The following is an 18,380-nucleotide window of genomic DNA, read 5'->3' on the forward strand; positions in this document are numbered from 1 at the left end:
GATTACAAATACTTTAAAGCTTCGGGAATAAGTTGAGCGGCATCGGCGGAATCGCCCAGAACTTCGACGGCCTTCACAACGGCCTTTTCGGCAGCAGGATCCTTGACACCGAGAGTATGGAGCGCAAGAACGGCTTCAAGTTTAGCCCCGGTAAGGGCGCCCATGCTAGTAACGCCGCTACCTTCTACGTTGCCTAGGCCCTGAAGCATGGTGCCTGCCTTGTCTCTCAAGGTAAGGACCATCTGTTCGCAGGTCTTTTTGCCAAGCCCCTTGATTTTACTCAGGGCAGACTTGTTATCGCTGGCGATCATATTCAGAAGATCCGCCGGCGTGACTCCACTCAGTATGCGCTGGGCCATCTTAGGTCCAACGCCATTGACGTCCAACAACATCAGGAAGGTGTCCTTTTCCGTCTTGTCGGCAAAACCGAATAACGTCATGGAATCTTCACGAACGACCAAGTTTGTATAGATGGTCACTAGGGTGTTACCATCGCCAACTTCAGGCAATTTTCCAGCCGTGTGGGCCGAAACATTGATTCCATAGCCAATTCCATTTACATCCACCACAATAAAAGTGGGGGACTTTTCTATAAGACAACCTTTGACTTGTTCGATCATAGTTCCAAATGTGCAGTATAAAAAACTTACTGCACAAATATACACTCCCGTACGGGCTGTGTCAAGTCGTTTCGTACACAAAAGTGCAGGTCTTATAAAAAAAGAACCCCGCCAGCTTTTGCCAGCGGGTTCCTTTATATTCTAACTGGATAGAAGTCCGTTTATTAATTGGAGTCCTTTATGCAACGGACGGAGAAAAGTCTTGTGTCAGAATCCTCGTGGCTAACACGACTGAATGCATCCTGTTCAACAAGGGAGAGGCCCATAAACAGGGTTAAAGCACTCCAAGCTGCGCTAACCCGAGAAAAACTGAACGATCGCTTTATAACAAACCTTTTTTCTCTAAAATAGGAAATGTTAATATTACCGTCAGTAAAAAATAAGTTTCCGTAGTATGTTTAGGACATGAGATTTATCAAAAAAAGCCGACCTTTATGGCCGGCATTCTCATTTTCATGGTTTGCTTTTTATTTTTTGCGGATTCCACTCAATACTAACATGAGCAACGCAGGAACATAGAAGAACCAAACCAAGTTATTGGCAACGGTAGCAACGACTTCCTGAGTACTATGGTCGTCTCCAGTTGCCAAGGAAAATCCCACGCAGACATCGCCCAAGTAGAAAAGTATCATGCCAAGCCTAATAAGAGAGGCATTCTTTTGGGGGAAGTAACCGTACCTGGACACGCGAAGACCTTCGAAAAGGGCGCAAGTCAAGAATGTTCCATAGACAATGATAGTGGGAACCAGACCGGTTTCAAACACTCCCAGAAGACGAAGGTCAAAGAGGACCAGCACAGAGGCGAAAGGAACCAGGATAATCCACGGAATGCTATCGTCAGTCTCGTTCTTACGGGTAAATCGATAAATGAGAATAGACTGGAACACAATAAAGAAACAGACACCCATGAGCATAAATTCCACGCTGAACTGAGCGAGTGATTTAGCGTTATGCAGAAGCTTAAAGCAAATATCGGCCAAAAAAGCCGCACCCATGGCGGTCAACAACAGACGATGGTCGCGCTTGCCTAGACAATCCTTACCAATAGCAATGGCCAAAATAGCGATAAGCACTGTCGTTGCGAACTTGGTATAGTGCTGCACATAGCTTGAATCTGCCAAGCATTGTTCAACAGCCCCGCACTGGTAAAAAACAAACCAGTCTCTAATAAAATAGAATACAAAAAGGACTGTAATAACGCCCAGAAGGACCTTGATACGCTTTGGAAGAATCATGGCGTAAATAATAAAAAAATATTTATTGCGAAAGTTGCTTTTAACGTGTAAACATTACTTTAATGCAAATTGTCTACCCGCCATTACTTCTTGTTTTTGGCACTCTTTTTAGAGCTAGTCTTCTTGGGCTTGGTATTTTTCACCTTAGCCTTGCGTTTTTTGCCAGTCGATTCCGAAATTTCACTAGACATTTCAACAGATTTGCCATTTTCCGACTGTTTTTCAAGAGCAGACGGCTCCTCAGAAGCTATTTTGGCATTCTTTTGAGCATTTACGACAGTCAGACTGTCTTCGAAAACCTGAAGACTCTCTTCAAAGGAAGAACCATCGCCAGAGTTGGCAGGACCAACTTCGTATTCATCGTCTTCATCATCGGCATTACGGATAATCGTACGACGTTCGTTTCTTCTATGACTAAATTCAAAGCCAACCGAGAGACGAATCGCAATGCGCCCCGAAGAAATTCTAAACTTTTGCTTCTTCCATTCGAAAGACTTAAGAATGGAGGTGTAATCGTAGCCCGCCTCCAGGGCGATACGGTAGGGGAATACACAGCCTGCACCGATGTATACCATAAAATCAGTAGGCGTTTCCCACCAGGGATCGTCGAAATCCAACGGCATAACATAACCTAGACGGGTTACAACATAGGGGTCAAAAATACTTTCGTCGTAAATTGAGCCGAAAGTAAGGTTCAGCCAAAGGGGGAGGGTAGCCGGAGTGAAATCGATTCCATCGCGAGTCTGCTTGCTCTTATAGCCAAGACCTAGACCATAACGAATGGGGGCGTACTGGGCAGTGAACAAAAATTCCAGGTCGCCCTGATACATAAATTGCGTTTTCTGTTTTCTTTCAGACTTCACACCGTCATCGTTATTCTCGATCGTGACAGATGCGGGGGTCAAAAAACCGAAACCCGGGCGAATTTCCATGGCGAAACTGACGACGGAAATTGCAACGACTAGAATTACAATCTTACTGCAATTGGCAAAAATGCGTGACATAGCTTTCATTTCTCCTAACTTCCTTATCCAACCGCGGCCAAAGATAGCTTTTTTTTCTTACAAAATTGCGCTGAAGAAAGAATTTTTTTTCTACATTTCACGTCAATGGGATGATTTCTTAGGAGGTTCTTCATGAAATTGAAGAGCGATTTTGGTGCGTTTCGCATCGTAATGGCTTTTTTGTGTTTCGTTTGCTCTATGGCTTTTGCCTCGGGTACTGTACTTAACATTACCGAAACGCCATTAAGCTTTGATCACACAAACGACTATTACTTATCGAAGTCCAACGGAACCCGATTCTGCTTTAAAGCTCCCAAGGCAGGGAGTTACATCATTCAGTTCTCTACTGTTAGCGGAAGAGATGAACTTTACTACTACGGGTCCGATAGCTCTTTTAGTTCTTATTCTGCGTCTGCGCATAAGGTTCTGTACTATGGCTATACTGAAAATTTCGGTATAACAGCCACTTCAGCTGGAGAGAAATTCTATTTCAGGATAGAACCTTATACCTCTTCCTATTATTCTTATACCCGTACGGTAGTCGCCAAGGACGGGGCCAAAGTCACTTTTGAAAACCTCAAGGCCGACAATGCCAGTTCCGATTCTGTTTACCTGGCTGGAGACACCGTTTCAATCTACGCTCCTGGCGATAAAGACCACAAGTTCAGCAAGTGGAAAGTTTCTTCGGGTACTTGCACCATCGGCGACGCAACCAAGGCAACCACAACCCTCGCCGTTAATGGGAATTGCAAAGTGACCGCCGAATTCACAGATGCCGTCATGTACAAGATTACCACCACACCGGTAGAATATAGCCCTGCGGCCAACTATTATTCCGGATCGGCGACAAACGGGGTCCGTTTTTACCTCATAGCCCCCAAGAGTGGCGGCTATCGCGTTACCGTTTCTCCGAAAAACAACGATCGTTTCTATTTCTACCGCCATGTCACTTCCACATTCGCGACCACCGCCTGGTATGACTACAGCGGTTATGACATGAGCGATTCCATGTTGGTCAGTGCAGGCGACACCCTGTTTTATAGTGTCAGATCCTATAACACTCGCGACTCCAACAAGACATTCTCTATCAGTTATTCCACCATCAAGACAAATACAATTTCCTTGACCAGCGCATCGGCTAATTGTTCTACCGCTGTGGCCCTGGACACAGCCTTGCCTGGTCAAATTGTTTCTTATACGGGTTACAGCAAGGTGGGTTACCGCCCCAACGGCTGGAAAGTGCTGACTGGCGATAAAAAACTTTACGACAGTACCGCTTACACCATTAGCGACACCATCAATACCGATACAAAATACCAGCTGCAGTGTATTGCCGGTAAATATTACGACATTACCTCCCAGAAAAAGGGCTATACCTTCATAAACGATTTCTATGACCGTTCTCCGGAGTATGGTATACGATTCCGTTATACAGCTCTATCTGCCGGAATCTATGCCATCAGAGCCACCTCCAAGAGTTATTCACACTACTTCTACGATTACGGCAATGATTCCACCGCAACTAGTTACAAAAGGCGTAACTCATTCTCCTACTCATCTCCCGTTACCCAGTACATAAAGGTCAATGCAGGAGACAAGTTCTTTTATACCCTTACGTCTAACTACTCTAGCTATTTCAGCGATTCCGTTTACATTGTAGCCAAGAAGGCAGCCCTCATACAATCTCCCAACAAGTCTTATCCAGACACAGTTGCATTGGGCGACACCTTAACTGTTACAGCAAACACCGCTCAGGACACTCGATTTGGCGGATGGTATGTGGAATACGGTTCCGGTAAGTTCCTGGATTCCACTTCCATGACAACCAAGTTCATTCCCTCATCGGATTCCATCAAGATCAATTTCCATGTAGATTCCGCTAAGGTCTATACAATCTCCAGCAAGGAATCAACCTTCGACTATTTCAAGTACGGCAGCAAATCCTATAAATACGGAGTGCGTACCGTATTCGTAGCCCCGGATACTGGAACTTACGCCCTGGTGACGAATACAAATCAGACAACCTACGTCTACGAATACTCTTATAATACATTCGGATCTAACTACAAAGACTATGATTACGCATATTCCGGAACATCAAAAATTATGTTCAACATGAGTAATGTGGGTGATAGTCTATATTTCCTTATCGCACCCTATTCCACCACAGTAAATGACAGTTTCAAGGTAAAGGTTCTCAAGACGGTCAAGGTGCGTGGCGATACCGCAGGATACGGTTATGTCTACGTGGGAACCAATTCAAGGAACTACGACTCTACCTATGTGAGCGGGGATTCCATCCTGCTTAGGGCCTACAGTAGGAATACATCCAAGTTCTCTCACTGGGAACGTGTTTCTGGATCCTGCACGATTTCTGATTCCACCTTGTCAACGACTTACGCCCGCCTGAAGGGGGATTGCAAAGTCCGTGCCGTATTTGTTGATGGTATCATCTACAACATTACCCAGACTCCCACCGCCTACACTGTTGACAAGCACTACTATATCGACAATTATAACAGTGAAGTTCGATTCCGCTTTGTGGCTCCCAAGACCGGCATCTACATTATTGCGGCAACAAGAGAAGTCAGCTCCAGCTACTACGAAAACACCCTATATCTGTATCGATATAGTTCCAGTTCGTTCTCTTCCTATACCGCCAGTAGGAACAAGGCCAACGTAGTCGTGGATTCCATATCGGTTAATGCAGGGGATACTGTCTATTACAAATTCCAGAACTACAGTTCATCTTACGCAAGGAATTTACCGTTCTGGATTAGCTATTCCTCCGCAGATAAAGGCTCTATCACCGTTCTTTCCGACATTCGCGGCCATGTGACTCCCGATACCGGATATGCCTCTGCCTGGCTTAATGTGGCTTACCCCATTTCGGCATCGGCCGACAGCGGATACAGATTCAACAAGTGGCGAGTACTTTCGGGCAACGCCAACATTGCCGATACCCTGGCCAAAAATACCGTAGTTTCTACAAAGGATTCTGCAAAGGTAAAAGCAACCTATAAGAAGGGAACCATCGAAACCTTGACCACCAAGGAACAGAAGTTCTCCTTCATGCACAATTACTTTAGTGATTACACAGGATCGTCTATTTACTTTAAGTGGACTGCACCCGATACGTCCTGGCGTATGATCAGTTTTGTGTTTAGCGAATCGATTAGCGGCACGTTGTACTTCTATGGTAACGACTCCACGTTCTCCAACTCCGTTAGCTATTCCACGATCACTTCCAATTTCCAGAAGGGTTTCCAGCCCGGCAAAAAGGGCGAAACGCAGTACTGGAAGTTCGTATCCAGCACCACCAATAACTTTAGCAATGCAGAGTTCTCGGCCTTGGTGGCAACACCCTATGTGCTTACTGTAAACTCTCCGTCTAAGGGTTACACAAATCCCGCCGGTGACGTGGCTCTGGCTCCAGGAATGGATACCCTGATTTACGCCATTCCCTATGGCGGTTATACCTTTGATTCCTGGGTAACCAGAAAGGGGTCTGTTACCATTGACAATAAAAATAGTTCTAGGACTAGAATGAAGCCTACTACGGCTCAATGTATCGTAGAGGCTACATATTCGTTAGACTTTACAGTTCAGCCCAAGTTGACCATCAATAGTCTGGATCTGAACAACCACCCGGGCGTATGCGCAACCGTATCTGTGATAGACGAAAATTCCGGTCGCGCTATTCCAGGTCTGGATTCAACGGACTTTGTCCTCCATCAAGACAAAAAATCCGTTCCCATTCAGATCTCCTCTGTAGAAAAAATCGGTGGCGTTTCCGTGGTTCTTGTGGTAGACGAAAGTGGATCCATGGGTTCTACAAAAATGACTAGCGCCAAAAATTCCATCCGTCAATTCATTAACGAGATGGGACCTTACGACAGGACGGCTATCGTCGGTTTTGAAAATACTATTCGTGTACACCAGGCCATGACTTCCGACAGGGATGCCCTCCTTAATGCCGTTAATAATTTGAGCGCTCGAGGCGGAACCTACATCAACGATGGCATTTCCAAAGGCCTTGATCAGCTGGTGGGCGAAACTAATGCCACCGCAGTGATTGTTTTCTCTGATGGTTATGACGCTAGTGATGACGAGAGAAAGACTAGTTCTGTTGTTGCTCAGGCCAATGGCATGAATACAACAATCTATTCCATCGCCGTGGAATGTGATTCTGAAGAACCCCTAAAGACTCTTGCCGAAAGTACTGGAGGTTCCTTTACCATGGCCCCCTCTGCCGACCAATTGGCAGACATCTATGCAAGCATCCGCAGTGCCGTGCAGGCTCGATATGTGCTTTGCTACAACAGCCCCGACGCCGTTCTGGATGGAGATACCCACCAGGTGGTCATCAAGGGCACCTTCCTGAACAAGGTTAGCCGCGATACCGCCTACTGGGACGAAAGCTTCTTGCCCCCAGTCGTGACCTTGACCGATTCTACCAAGCGTCTGATTGGTTATCAACAATCTGAAGGAGTGGCAATCACCATTAAGGTTATTGTAAAATCCAAGAAGAATATTGGTTCTGTTTACATCTATACCAAGACATCGGACCTAAAGAATACACCTATGGTGTCTCACGCCATGACCCAGGTTAAGGATAGTCTATGGAGCTATACCATACCTGCAAGCAGTGTGGTCGCTCCGGGTATAGATTTCTATGTGGTGGCCACCGATGTCGACGGACTTGTGGGCAAGAGTCCTTCTGTTCCGAATCCGGCTAAGGAACCTTATACCATTCCCGTAAAGAACAACGTACCTAAAATTACATCTCTTGTCGAAGCCTGTATCGATACGACCAACGGTAAGGGAATCTTTGATTTCCAGGTTTCCGATACCGATGGTATTAATCAGGTTATCCTGTATTACAAGAATGATATTGGCGTCGTGTTCGAAACCCAAAACTTCATGCAGGATAGAGGCGATAAGAACCTCTGGTTTGCCGAAATTCCTACATCCTACTTTGTGGACAGCGAAGTAGAATTCTATGTCCGAGCCCTAGACAATAAAGGAGTTTCTGCACGCTGGAATAAGTTCAAGAATGCATCCGTTCCCGCCTGTAAGGACGGAAAGACCATCAGAGAAGTCAAGGATTCTATCGCCCTGGTAAACGTCTCTAACAAGAACGAGGCCATTGCCCGCGAAACAGAAGTCATCTCGGCGACCCTCACCACAGAAGACTTCTCCCGCGGAGTGGATACCGTGCTGGTGAACCTTTCTTGCCTTGTTTCCGGCGACATGGAAGAAAACCTGAAAATGGTGGAGACTTCTTCGGGCAAGTACAAGCTGCTTAACGACATGAAGAAGGATGAACGCAACGCCAAGCGCAACGACGGACGTCTTTCCTGTACCGCAGCCGACACCATCGTGGTTTCCTACAAGGATCCCATGTTCGGAACCACCGTGGCCGACTCCGCCGCAATCAGTTCCATGGAAGGTATTGAATACCGCTTTATGGATAGTAAGTGCTACGAAGACCTGGATTCTGTACTCACTTCTTCTACAGCACCGTTCTGCCTGGTCATCAATATGGAAAGCCCCACTTTGGACAAGGCTGACACTCTTGACGTAATCCTGTTTACCAACACCGGCGACACCTTGAAGGTAAAGGCTGTTGAAACAGGCAAGTACACATCTGAATTCAAGGTAAAGAATGCATACTTTACTTATGTAAGCGAAAAGAAGGCCCAGAAGGATACTGTACTGGATGCAGTCCTGAATTTTGACGGGGAATCCAACCGCATCAAGATCCAGGCTGAAGTAAAGTCCGACAAGTCCAACCTGAAGACTCGCGACTACCTGATCGTGAACTCCGATTACGTCGGCGCTGAATTGGCAGAACTGTACGACAGCGACCTGGACGGACAAGCCGACTCTATCCGCATTCACTATAAGAAGGCTATTACCGCCAAGATTGAAAGTATCGATACCCTCTACTGGAATAAGGCCGGCGACGAATGGCGTAGCGTCAAAAAATCTGAAATTGTCCTGGAAAGCGACAACAAGTGGATTCACGCCAAGCTAGAAAAGCCTTTCGAATACGGAAAGACCGCAATAGACACTTCTGCCAAGCCCTACCTGCAGCTGACCAAGAGCAAGGGCGATATCATGCAGAAGATGTTTATCGAGGATCATATCGGCGCCGTACCTGTTGAAGCGGTAAAGCATCCTGGCGAAATGACTATTTCTGAATATCTGGATGCATCCGACAAGCTTCCGCCCGATACTCTGGTCATTACCCTTTCTGAACCCATCAAGAACGTTGGCGACAGCGCCGCCTGGAAGAAGCTGTTCCGTTACAGCAAGAGCTGCAGCGATACAGCAACCCATTCCATTAACGCCGAGGCTCCCACCATCGATTCCACCGGAACCGTCTGGACCTTCGTTCTCAAGGATTACAACATTTCTGTGGACAACTGCATCAGGACCAACCCCGCAGCGAACTACGTAGACCGTTCCAAGAACCCCATGGGCCGCGGCGGAATCGACGTGACGGGTAAGGATGGCAGTGTCTACCTGTATGAAGTGGCCGGCAACCCCGCCATCAGCGGTTTGGGCAAGAAGGCCAAGTGGATCCCCGAAAAGGGCGACCAGTGGGAAGTTCAGCCCGACACCATTTCTAGCGTCAGGTTCCAGACCATAGCCCCCTTCCACGCCTTCATCACCATTTACGACGGGCTCTCTCACATTGTCACCTCCTTCCAGAAGGACTTTGGCCATAAGGGCGAAATGGAACAGGAAATCCGCGGTAACGACAAGAACCACTACAAGGTGGGATTCCTGAAGTGGAACCAGAGATCCAGCGATGGCCGCAAGGTGGGTACAGGCGTGTATATCTGGCGAATCGACTTCAAGTTCGAAGACGGACATGCCGAATACAGAATCCTGCAGACCGGCGTAAAACGGTAAGCATTCCCGAAAGTTCGACCTAGAATACTCCTCAAAAAAAAGGAACCCCGCCACACATCACTGTGAATTGGCGGGATTCTTTATTGTGTTTTATATGTGCGATTTAATTGTTTAACGGTCTAACATTAGAAACCGATACTTAACTCAGCCATATAGACACGTTCTTCATCTTGACCGGTGTAATATCCAAGTTCTTCAGCCCAGGTGGCAATTTCCAAGGTAAAGAAACGAAGTGCTTCTACAGCAATACCGGCAGTAGGGTAGCCACCCTTGAAGCCACCAGAAACTCGCAAGGCCAAGGCACGGAAGGCGTTGTTATAGCCGGGCCAGGCCAAGATATTCTGTTCCACTTCCAGACCGAAATTCACATGGGAAAGGGGCTTATAGTTGTTCCCCTTGCCAAAGGCGTCGGCATAGTCGCAGGCGAAATTGAATTTACGGCCATAGGCGGTATTCTTGTTAAAGAAACGGGGGCTATAGTTAAAACCGGCAGAAAGGTTCGGAGTGATCTTATCGCCAGCAAGATCCTTGAAGTAGACATCTCTAAGAGACATACCCAGACGAACTTCGCGAGTCAACTGATACAGCACACCCAGATCCATACCCATAGAAATGGAACTGAAATCCAGAATATGGTCGGTAGCGTCGTGGTAACGATCTTCAAGAGTATCCTGCAGGGTTGCATAGTTCATGATATCCAAGGTCATCATTTCGACCTTGTGACGCTTTGCAGCCTTTACACCGACACCCACAGACAGGTTGTCGGTAAAACCGTATGCCACTCCCGCCTGAGCCACACCATCCACGTAGAACGTATCCACAGCCAGGTAGGGGATAATCAGACCGCCATCCAAATGGGGAGAAATATTACCGTCAACCCAAATGGCACCACCAAAACCATGGAACGCCATTTCAGCATCCATCTTGATTTTCATGGTCAGCGACTTATGGTCATAATTGTTGATCTTGTGGATCAGTTCCGGATGAGCCGCCAGGGAGTCCATGAGAACCTTCGAAGAAGATAAGCCCAAAAGTTTCGCCGTATTATTGGCGTCGTTGTAGATCTTCTGAAGATCCTTGGCTACGTTATAGGTGGAGAAGTAAGTTTCGAAAGGGCCTGCTCCGCCAAGATTCAAACGCATGTCGCCTATGTTACGGGGGTAGTACCCCTGCTCCGGACGCAACTTGTAGTTTCCCAGTCTGTTAATCTGAGAAAGGCCTGCGTAGTTAAAATAAATAGCTTCCTTATCATCTACAACAGCCACATGGGCATTACCCATAGCTTCAGCACGCAGAGAATGGTGTGTAGGCGCCTTGGCAGCAAAGGACAATGCCGCAAGCGAAGTCGCCAGCATCAAAAAGGACTTACAAAAATTCATTAAAAATTCTCCCACTCATTAACCCAAATTCTAAACTGCTCCTCGGTATAGTTCACCCAGCATCCGCCCACGCTATCCTGGCGTGCCTTCAAATTGTAGATCCTTCCAGAATAATCCTGAGCCACTCTCTTCTTGAGGGCCTTGAATTCTTCGGGGGACAAGCCCATGGGGTTGAACTTAATCTTCTTGGCAAACTTCAACAAATAATTCTGGCCATTGCTTTCACGCTTTGCATAAGAGGGATAGATATATTCCCATTCACCGCAATTCTCTTCGGTGCAGAGTTTGCCGTCACGGTCAATATCCACATTCATGTACTTTTCGTTGGGGCCGAAAGAGGAATAGACCACACGGTCCTTGGTCTGTGTTTTACCGGCAGCAATATTCTTTGTCTGCGTTGCCAGGTCAAGGGAAAATTCAGCATTTACGTCACGCAAATCTTCATCAACTTCACCGTCGCCATCGTTGTCCATGCCGTCCATAATTTCTTCATCATAACAGCCATCACCATCGTCATCCATGATAGTGCTCTTGCCAGTAACTGCAATAATGCTGTTGACAGACATATCGATTGCATCTGCATCTTCAGATGGTTCGGTAATGTCGGCAAGGACGCCGCACATGGTGGATGCCACCTGAGTCTGGGAATTATCGGTCAGCCATTCGTCAAAGACGGGGATTGCCTGACCAGCCACAGAGGACATGGTTTCAGGATTACTTTCGCATGTGCTGAAGACTTCGTGCAGAGCGGCAGTAGACTCGCCATCCTTGTTTCTTTTCAAGGTATTGAGGACAGCACCCACATCGCAGCTGTACTTTCCGGTATTAGGATCCACCATACCGCAACCGACAACCAGTTTGGTCGCATCGCGGAGCACGAACAATGTCTGCAACATGTTCAAAAGCATATAGCTTTCAGAAATGGTCCTGTAGGTAATCTTGCCATCCAATCGACCTGTGGTGTCGCGGGCGATAAACTCCTTCAACAGCGTAACCACCGTATCGATACCGGCTTCGTACTTGTCGACCACGGACTGTTCCATATCCAGCAAGGCCAGTCGTTCAGCTCCGCCGCTAATATTCACGTACTTCAAAAGTTCGAAGGTATTCAAGTCCTGTATGTTCAACTTGGCCTTGGCCAATCCATACCAAGCCTCGGAGTGAGTTGAATCTGCAGCGATTGCCTGATTGAAATAATCGGCAGCCAGAGTGTACTCGTTGTTTCTGAACTTGATGTAACCTTCGTAAGTCATGGCATCGGCATCACCAGACCTGATGTTCGCATCTTCAGTAGGGTTGAACAAGTTGCAACCCGCCACACCCAAAGCGGTTGCCAGTGCTGCTGCAAGCACGAATTTCTTAGTTTTGAATGAAATCATCTTTGTTTTCCAATTTTGCTACAAAGATAACATTATTCTTACAATAAATATACTTCATTAGTTTTTTACACTTCGTTTTTTGTATTTTTTTCTTTTATGGACGTCAGAAAATCAAGCGCAAACTGAGGGGATTAAAAAAATTATATTTGGACCATGGATTCTTACCGTGAATATCTCCCGACCAAGGCATTCCGTATTGCCGAAATGCGCCTGGCAACCCTGCTCAGGGCCGAAAATGACCGTCTTGACGCCCTGGCCCAAAGCCTTGGACGCGAGTGCGCCATCGGGCCAGATAACCTGGCTCAGGAACTGCCCAACATCATCAAGTTCACGGACGAGTACCACGACCTTTATATGAAGTACCTGGATGCGGTTCTGCCTCAACAGCCGCGCCCCATCCAGTGCAGGCCCGCCTGTGGCAATTGCTGCCACCATTACCCCATGTCGGTGGAGCCCTTCGAGCTGGTGTTTCTGTATGCCAACCTGCGAAAGCGCGACGACCTGCTGAACATCCTGGAAGCCTGCCAGCTCAGGTCTTCGATGTTCGAGGATTTCTACGAAAAGCGCAAGGCCGAAGACCAGGCGACCCTTCCCATGAATGCAGACCCAGCCAAGGTAACGGAACTGGACGAGTTTGACGACCGCGCCGAAGACCTAGCCCTTCATGATTATTTTTCGGCCTGGAAGCCTTGCCCCTTCTCGAATCCGGTGGGGGACTGCATGGCCTACAAGATCCGCCCTGTTTCTTGCCGCATGTACTTTAGCGAAACTGACCCGCAATTCTGTACGCCGGAACATTTGCAGAAACCCGAAAACGACAGCTATATCGTCTACCTGCCCGACAGCATCGAAGATGCGGTGTACCGCGTTTCGGAGCATTACGCCCTGCTGGACCTGCCCGAAAGCTATTTTGGCGGTCTGTTGGCTGTAAACAAGTACGAAGGTGTCATGAGCAATACCGACGGAGGCAAAGTCGTCGGATGAGTTTTTCGGATTTTGTACACGAAATCCAGATGGACCTTTTTGGTGCGCCTCCTAAGCCAAAGGAGAGCGATAAGCCCAAGGTTCCCAATTCCGTTTCACAGAACGGATTGGTGGGTTTTAAGTACAGTAACTTCATGAAGAAGAGCATCCGCTGTAGGGGCGGAGTACTGTTTGGCCACCCCGAGGTGATTTTCCCGGCCTACATGAAGTCTGATGAATTTGCGCAGGCCCGCGAACTGGCAGCAGAATGGGCTGAACACGCCACCAAGCGCAAGACACAGAAGAACAAGGAAGTGACCAAGGAACTGGTGACCCGTTTCTGGACGCTGGTAGACCAGATTCTTGCCGACAAGGGGGAGGCACCCCTGGCAACCCGCCACAAGCTTCCGCCCATGAAACCCAAGGGCAAATATCACGACCTGACAAATATTTTGTCTGCAATCAACAATACCTATTTCGAAAACAAGCTGACATGCCGCATTACCTGGAGCAATAGGGTAGGGGGTCTCAGTTTTCATTCGGTACGCAAGGACCCTGTAACCGGCGAAGACTTCAACCTGATCAGCATCAGCAAAGGCTACGATGCCGCCAACTGCCCGGAATACGCCGTGGCCGGTGTGGTGTACCACGAATGCCTGCACATCGCCATTCCCCCCGAAGTAAAGAACGGCCGCCGCATTGTACACGGCCGCGCCTTCCGCAAGCAGGAACGTCTATACCTGTACTACGCCGAATGGATCAAGTGGCATAAGGAAGTGCTTCCTAAAAACATCCGCGATATGCGCCGTCATAAGGAATTATAAGGAACTATAAAAAAAGACCAGCAGAAGCTGGTCTTTTTTGACGCTATAAGAAATATTACCTTGTCGGATACCACTGAGTTATATTATCGAAATCAGGTACTGTAAATCCGCCATTTACACCAGAACATTGATTAGAACTTCCAATTTCATAAATGCTGAAATAACCTTCTTTACCCAAAGCATCCGAATAGGTTAAACCAATACTTCGAACCATCTTCAAAGCATTGTTCATATCAGGAAATGTTTCTGTTGGAGAAAAATGAATGTCACCAATTACTTTTTCATAGGAAGACATAAAATCATTCCAGGTAAAGACTAATGTTTTAAGAGAATCATTTCTTGTCTTAGGCAGTAACGCAACAGGCCTTTCATAAGAATAAGGGTCGACTGCACTGTTATCAATAATATCTATCTTAAGGTATGCAGTATCGGTACTTGTATAGGTGATACAAATTCCGTCCCACGAGGAAATGTCTTTCCCTACAGAAAAGGCAACTCCGTTATAAGGAAAGTAATGTTCATATTCAGCCTCAAATCCATACCGCCCGACTACGGCTTTGTACTCGGAAACAACTGCATCTAGAGTTCCAGACTCTTCATTGTTTTCACTAGTTACGATTTCAAAATCTACTGGCCACGTAAATACGGGGTCCTGAGAGTATAATCCAACAACTCCTTCGTTGTGTGCTTCGCTACCGTTCCAATAGAAACACTCTTCTGTATTTTTATTATTGCAACGTGTCTCTATATTGTTATCGAAGTTGCAGAACTCTGTAAGAGGGGAGAAAGTCTTGTTGTTGCACAAATTGTAAATTTTTCCATCTTCGCCGCAGAATTCAGACTGGTCGTTATATTCTTCACCGCCACATTTTTCACGAGGTTCGCCCTTTGAATCACAAAATTGTTCATCCGGGTTATAGGTTTTCGTTTCGCTACAAGCATATACCTTGGGGCCGACAATATTATCCACTTTTTTTAGCGTAGTAATCTCGTAAACCTGGTAATTATATGATTCTTGTGTAAATGAAAAATGACTTACAACGATGCTTTTACCAAAGGGCTTTTCTCCGTCACCAAAGGCAATTTTCGTTGTTGTATAGTTTTCTGTCGCATCAAGGCCATCAGACCATGTATATTTCCCCATGTTATCATAAGTTGCGACTAAAGTAAGAGACGTGCTTGCCTTATAGGTGATACATAGTCCACCCCAATCAGAGATGTCGTGGAGTTCTCCATCAGAAGATATATTTGCTTCCATATTTCCTATGAAATTCGAACCAGATATTTCTCCGACCGAGCATTCAACTCCATCATCATCTTGCCAGCATCCCCAATTCAAGTTTTGTTTTTCGCCCCAACTTGAGTTGTACAACACATTTCCTTCACAAGTTGATTGTACTTCAATCTTCATGGTGTCGCAGGTGATTGTATCCTTGATACCATTGTAGTATTCAATATAGGCTACAGGAGTATAACTGCGTCCTTGTTCATTCAGTTCCAGAGTTGCCATGTTGTTTTCTGTTTCATTGCCAACGGCATCCTTCCAGGTTACTGTAACCAGAGAATCAGGCAACTTTCCAGACATTCCGTTGAGGGTTATAGTTTGAACATTACCATAAGCGATTTCGCTTGCGGCGGTTTCGTAGACGCAACTTTGATAGCGATAGAGAGCCGTTCCTGTAGGGCATTCAATATTTTGATAAACCCCGTCATCAAGAGTGATTCTTAAATTACGACCATAAGACTGCGTACTTTCATCCTCAACAATGAGGGAATCCGTGACTGTTCTTGACGTGGTGTCTCTTTGGAACCATACAAATGTCGGGTTCAGGGTATTAACTACTTCATTGTACAAGAACGAGTATGTAAAGTTCCATCTGAGAGTATCACCCATCAAGACATGTTCTTTTTCGATGTTACAGCTCTTAATAATGTTATCCGTAAAATATGGATCATCGGAATTTTTCATTGCCGAGTATTCGCCAATTTCAAGAAGTTCAAATGCACCCTCCAGAGCACCATCAGTACTATTCAGGGTAAAGGATATCTTGATTTTTTCAGCATTAACAGATCCATCCTTATTATCCACAATGGATTTGCCTTCATTATCAAGGAAGCTTCCAAACTCGAAGCACCTTATATGGAACTTGGTGGGATCAGAGGGAAGTACCGCAGAATATTCATCATTTTCGTTTTCAATGGTCAATCGGGCTGTTATGGGATTCTCTATAGCAACCTTGTTCCAATTATTTTTCCAATTATAGTTTACACAGATTCCTTGCCAGTCTGTAATGTCCTGACTGGTCTTATCTCCCTTAAGATAGAAGAACATCTCAGGATTGTTATTAGTATAAACGGTGGTGTAAATATATCCTTGTTTATTGACACATTCTTTAGCAGTTAAATTGTCTTCTCCGAATCCAAACTTGCCGTTGGATTCCCATTCGCTGGTGATGGTGTCGCCGTCAAACCACATGAAGATATCATCTTTTGTATTAGCATTCCAGCCAAATTTGAAGTAGCCATTTGTAGTATTTCTTACAAATTCCGGAGGCGTGGGAAGGGTTATAGAAGAAGAACATTCATTTAAGCTACCAAAGGTAATCAGGTTAAAGTAGGCGTTCTGGCGCTCGGTCGTCTTGATTACAAAATCGACTTGAGTCAAAGAGCCAACCAGTAACAAGATCTGCTCCAAATCGGTGTTACCCAAGGTATACGTAAACTTGCTGTACTGATCAGTAGACGTAGTTTTAGGCATGTCAATATCGACATATTTATCATCGAGTCCATGCAGTCGCAGATAAGCCCTTGCGGTACTGACATAATCAACACAAACACCTTCCAAATTGTTAATGTCAATAGACTTTTCCATTTTGACAGAAACCAGAACAGAATCCTTTGTATTCGGATAGATTTCGCCGCAAATACCACTACAGGATTGAATGATATCGTCTAGTTTTTCGTTGGCGTCATAACCCACATAATCCTCAGGAACCATCCACATGTCATTGTAGTTTCCAGCCAGTTTCCATTTCCAAGTGTATTTGTCATAGAAGAATGAGCTTCCATTTTGTGCGTTCCATACAAAGCGAGGAGCACTGGATTCATCTGCGCTGGACTTCGGTTCAACACTAGCGCTGGATGCAGGCTTCACGGAATTGCTGGACTTAGGCGCAACACTTGCACTAGAGGCGGGTTTTACTGATCCACTGGACTTCGGCTTAACGATTTCGCTGGAATCGACATCGGCAGATTCGCTGGAGTTTTCCTGAACGTCTTCACTTGATTTCAGGTAAGAGGAACCATCGCTATAGAATCCCAGGGCAACAATGTTGAAACTGAATTTTTCGTCAGAGTCTCCTGCAAAGGAAACCATGATGGCATTGGCTTCGCCCATAAACTTGTTGAAATCGGATTCACCGAAGATATATTCCAGGGAACTGAACGGAACCAGTGTTCCGCGGACCAAAGTATCGTTGGCGAAGTTCTTAAATTCACAGCAGTATTCAGATATAACGGAACCGTTATCATCCAAGTGTAGCAGGCAGATATTTGTGGAGGCGTAGGTGCTGCCAAGAGCTAGAGCGATTCCACTGTAACTGGATTCGTCGCTCAGGTCCACTGATTCAAAACGGAATGCGACACCTGCTTCGGCATAGCCATCTGCATTGTACAAGGAACCTGCAAGGCCCCCACTTCTAGAGACAATTGAACTGATGTCGTCTAGAGAGTTTGTGGCGAAGTTGTTGCCCGATTCATCTTTAGCGTGGAAAATAATGCTGCTTTTATCGTTAGCAATTATAAAAGGGCTGAATCCAGATGAGGTTGTTTCAGAAATGTAATCGTCAGCATAACCCTGCCAAACAAGATAGGCCGATTCAAAATCGTAGGTGGGAATCTCCGTATTACCTTCGGGAGTTATGACTCCGTATGTTCCCTTGTGTTCTTCCTTGAATTCTTCGGCGTAGTCAGTACAGGCAGAGGTGTTCAGCAAAAAGCCCAAAGAAAAAAGGGCAGACAGGCGAGTTGCAAATTTCATGTTATCCTTCATT

The 18,380-nt window shown here is 46.2% G+C and carries 9 protein-coding genes; 3 read left to right on the top strand and 6 right to left on the bottom strand.

All coding sequences use genetic code 11. The annotated features are described in order from the left end of the window. Window positions 1-2: 2 nt before the first annotated feature. The 3 genes from ruvA to BUB38_RS12485 all read right to left on the bottom strand — a co-directional run bounded on the left by ruvA (window position 3) and on the right by BUB38_RS12485 (window position 2,868). Window positions 3-620 carry a Holliday junction branch migration protein RuvA gene (ruvA, locus tag BUB38_RS12475; protein WP_073161062.1) on the bottom strand — a complete coding sequence of 206 codons (618 nt, stop codon included), beginning with the start codon at window positions 618-620 and terminating at the stop codon, window positions 3-5. Window positions 621-1,087: 467 nt separating this feature from the next. After that, window positions 1,088-1,855: a lysoplasmalogenase family protein gene (locus BUB38_RS12480; RefSeq protein ID WP_073161063.1), complete on the bottom strand. Its 768-nt coding sequence runs from the start codon at window positions 1,853-1,855 to the stop codon at window positions 1,088-1,090. Between the two features lie 83 nt (window positions 1,856-1,938). After that, window positions 1,939-2,868, bottom strand: coding sequence for a hypothetical protein (locus BUB38_RS12485; protein ID WP_139258442.1), 930 nt, complete (start codon window positions 2,866-2,868; stop codon window positions 1,939-1,941). Between the two features lie 123 nt (window positions 2,869-2,991). Here BUB38_RS12485 and BUB38_RS12495 point away from each other — a divergent pair, with 123 nt between their 5' ends. Continuing rightward, on the top strand, window positions 2,992-9,783 hold the full coding sequence (locus BUB38_RS12495; protein ID WP_073161066.1) for a VWA domain-containing protein: 6,792 nt from the start codon (window positions 2,992-2,994) through the stop codon (window positions 9,781-9,783). Between the two features lie 125 nt (window positions 9,784-9,908). On the opposite strand, the gene BUB38_RS12500 is transcribed toward BUB38_RS12495, so the two are convergent. Together BUB38_RS12500 and BUB38_RS12505 are read right to left on the bottom strand one after the other, a co-directional pair. Further along, complete coding sequence (locus BUB38_RS12500; protein WP_073161067.1) at window positions 9,909-11,162, bottom strand: hypothetical protein; 1,254 nt, start codon at window positions 11,160-11,162, stop codon at window positions 9,909-9,911. After that, window positions 11,162-12,541 (bottom strand): tetratricopeptide repeat protein, encoded by a 1,380-nt coding sequence (locus BUB38_RS12505; protein ID WP_073161068.1) that lies wholly within the window; start codon window positions 12,539-12,541, stop codon window positions 11,162-11,164. Before BUB38_RS12505 ends, BUB38_RS12500 begins: the two co-directional genes overlap by 1 nt. Window positions 12,542-12,694: 153 nt before the next feature. Here BUB38_RS12505 and BUB38_RS12510 point away from each other — a divergent pair, with 153 nt between their 5' ends. Then, window positions 12,695-13,525, top strand: a complete 831-nt coding sequence (locus tag BUB38_RS12510; protein ID WP_073161071.1) for a YkgJ family cysteine cluster protein — start codon at window positions 12,695-12,697, stop codon at window positions 13,523-13,525. Beyond that, window positions 13,522-14,328, top strand: coding sequence for a hypothetical protein (locus BUB38_RS12515; RefSeq protein WP_073161073.1), 807 nt, complete (start codon window positions 13,522-13,524; stop codon window positions 14,326-14,328). The genes BUB38_RS12510 and BUB38_RS12515 overlap by 4 nt, the downstream gene beginning before the upstream one ends. 55 nt (window positions 14,329-14,383) lie before the next feature. Here the strand turns inward: BUB38_RS12515 and BUB38_RS12520 are convergent, their stop codons facing one another. Beyond that, complete coding sequence (locus BUB38_RS12520; RefSeq protein WP_139258443.1) at window positions 14,384-18,367, bottom strand: hypothetical protein; 3,984 nt, start codon at window positions 18,365-18,367, stop codon at window positions 14,384-14,386. Window positions 18,368-18,380: the final 13 nt, after the last annotated feature.

Source organism: Fibrobacter sp. UWH5, assembly GCF_900142505.1.
Taxonomy (GTDB): domain Bacteria; phylum Fibrobacterota; class Fibrobacteria; order Fibrobacterales; family Fibrobacteraceae; genus Fibrobacter.

Excerpts from the sequence above, each read along its gene's own strand:
- ruvA (WP_073161062.1), bottom strand. The coding sequence starts at position 620 with ATGATCGAACAAGTCAAAGGTTGTCTTATAGAAAAGTCCCCCACTTTT.
- BUB38_RS12480 (WP_073161063.1), bottom strand. The coding sequence starts at position 1,855 with ATGATTCTTCCAAAGCGTATCAAGGTCCTTCTGGGCGTTATTACAGTC.
- BUB38_RS12485 (WP_139258442.1), bottom strand. The coding sequence starts at position 2,868 with ATGAAAGCTATGTCACGCATTTTTGCCAATTGCAGTAAGATTGTAATT.
- BUB38_RS12495 (WP_073161066.1), top strand. The coding sequence starts at position 2,992 with ATGAAATTGAAGAGCGATTTTGGTGCGTTTCGCATCGTAATGGCTTTT.
- BUB38_RS12500 (WP_073161067.1), bottom strand. The coding sequence starts at position 11,162 with ATGAATTTTTGTAAGTCCTTTTTGATGCTGGCGACTTCGCTTGCGGCA.
- BUB38_RS12505 (WP_073161068.1), bottom strand. The coding sequence starts at position 12,541 with ATGATTTCATTCAAAACTAAGAAATTCGTGCTTGCAGCAGCACTGGCA.
- BUB38_RS12510 (WP_073161071.1), top strand. The coding sequence starts at position 12,695 with ATGGATTCTTACCGTGAATATCTCCCGACCAAGGCATTCCGTATTGCC.
- BUB38_RS12515 (WP_073161073.1), top strand. The coding sequence starts at position 13,522 with ATGAGTTTTTCGGATTTTGTACACGAAATCCAGATGGACCTTTTTGGT.
- BUB38_RS12520 (WP_139258443.1), bottom strand. The coding sequence starts at position 18,367 with ATGAAATTTGCAACTCGCCTGTCTGCCCTTTTTTCTTTGGGCTTTTTG.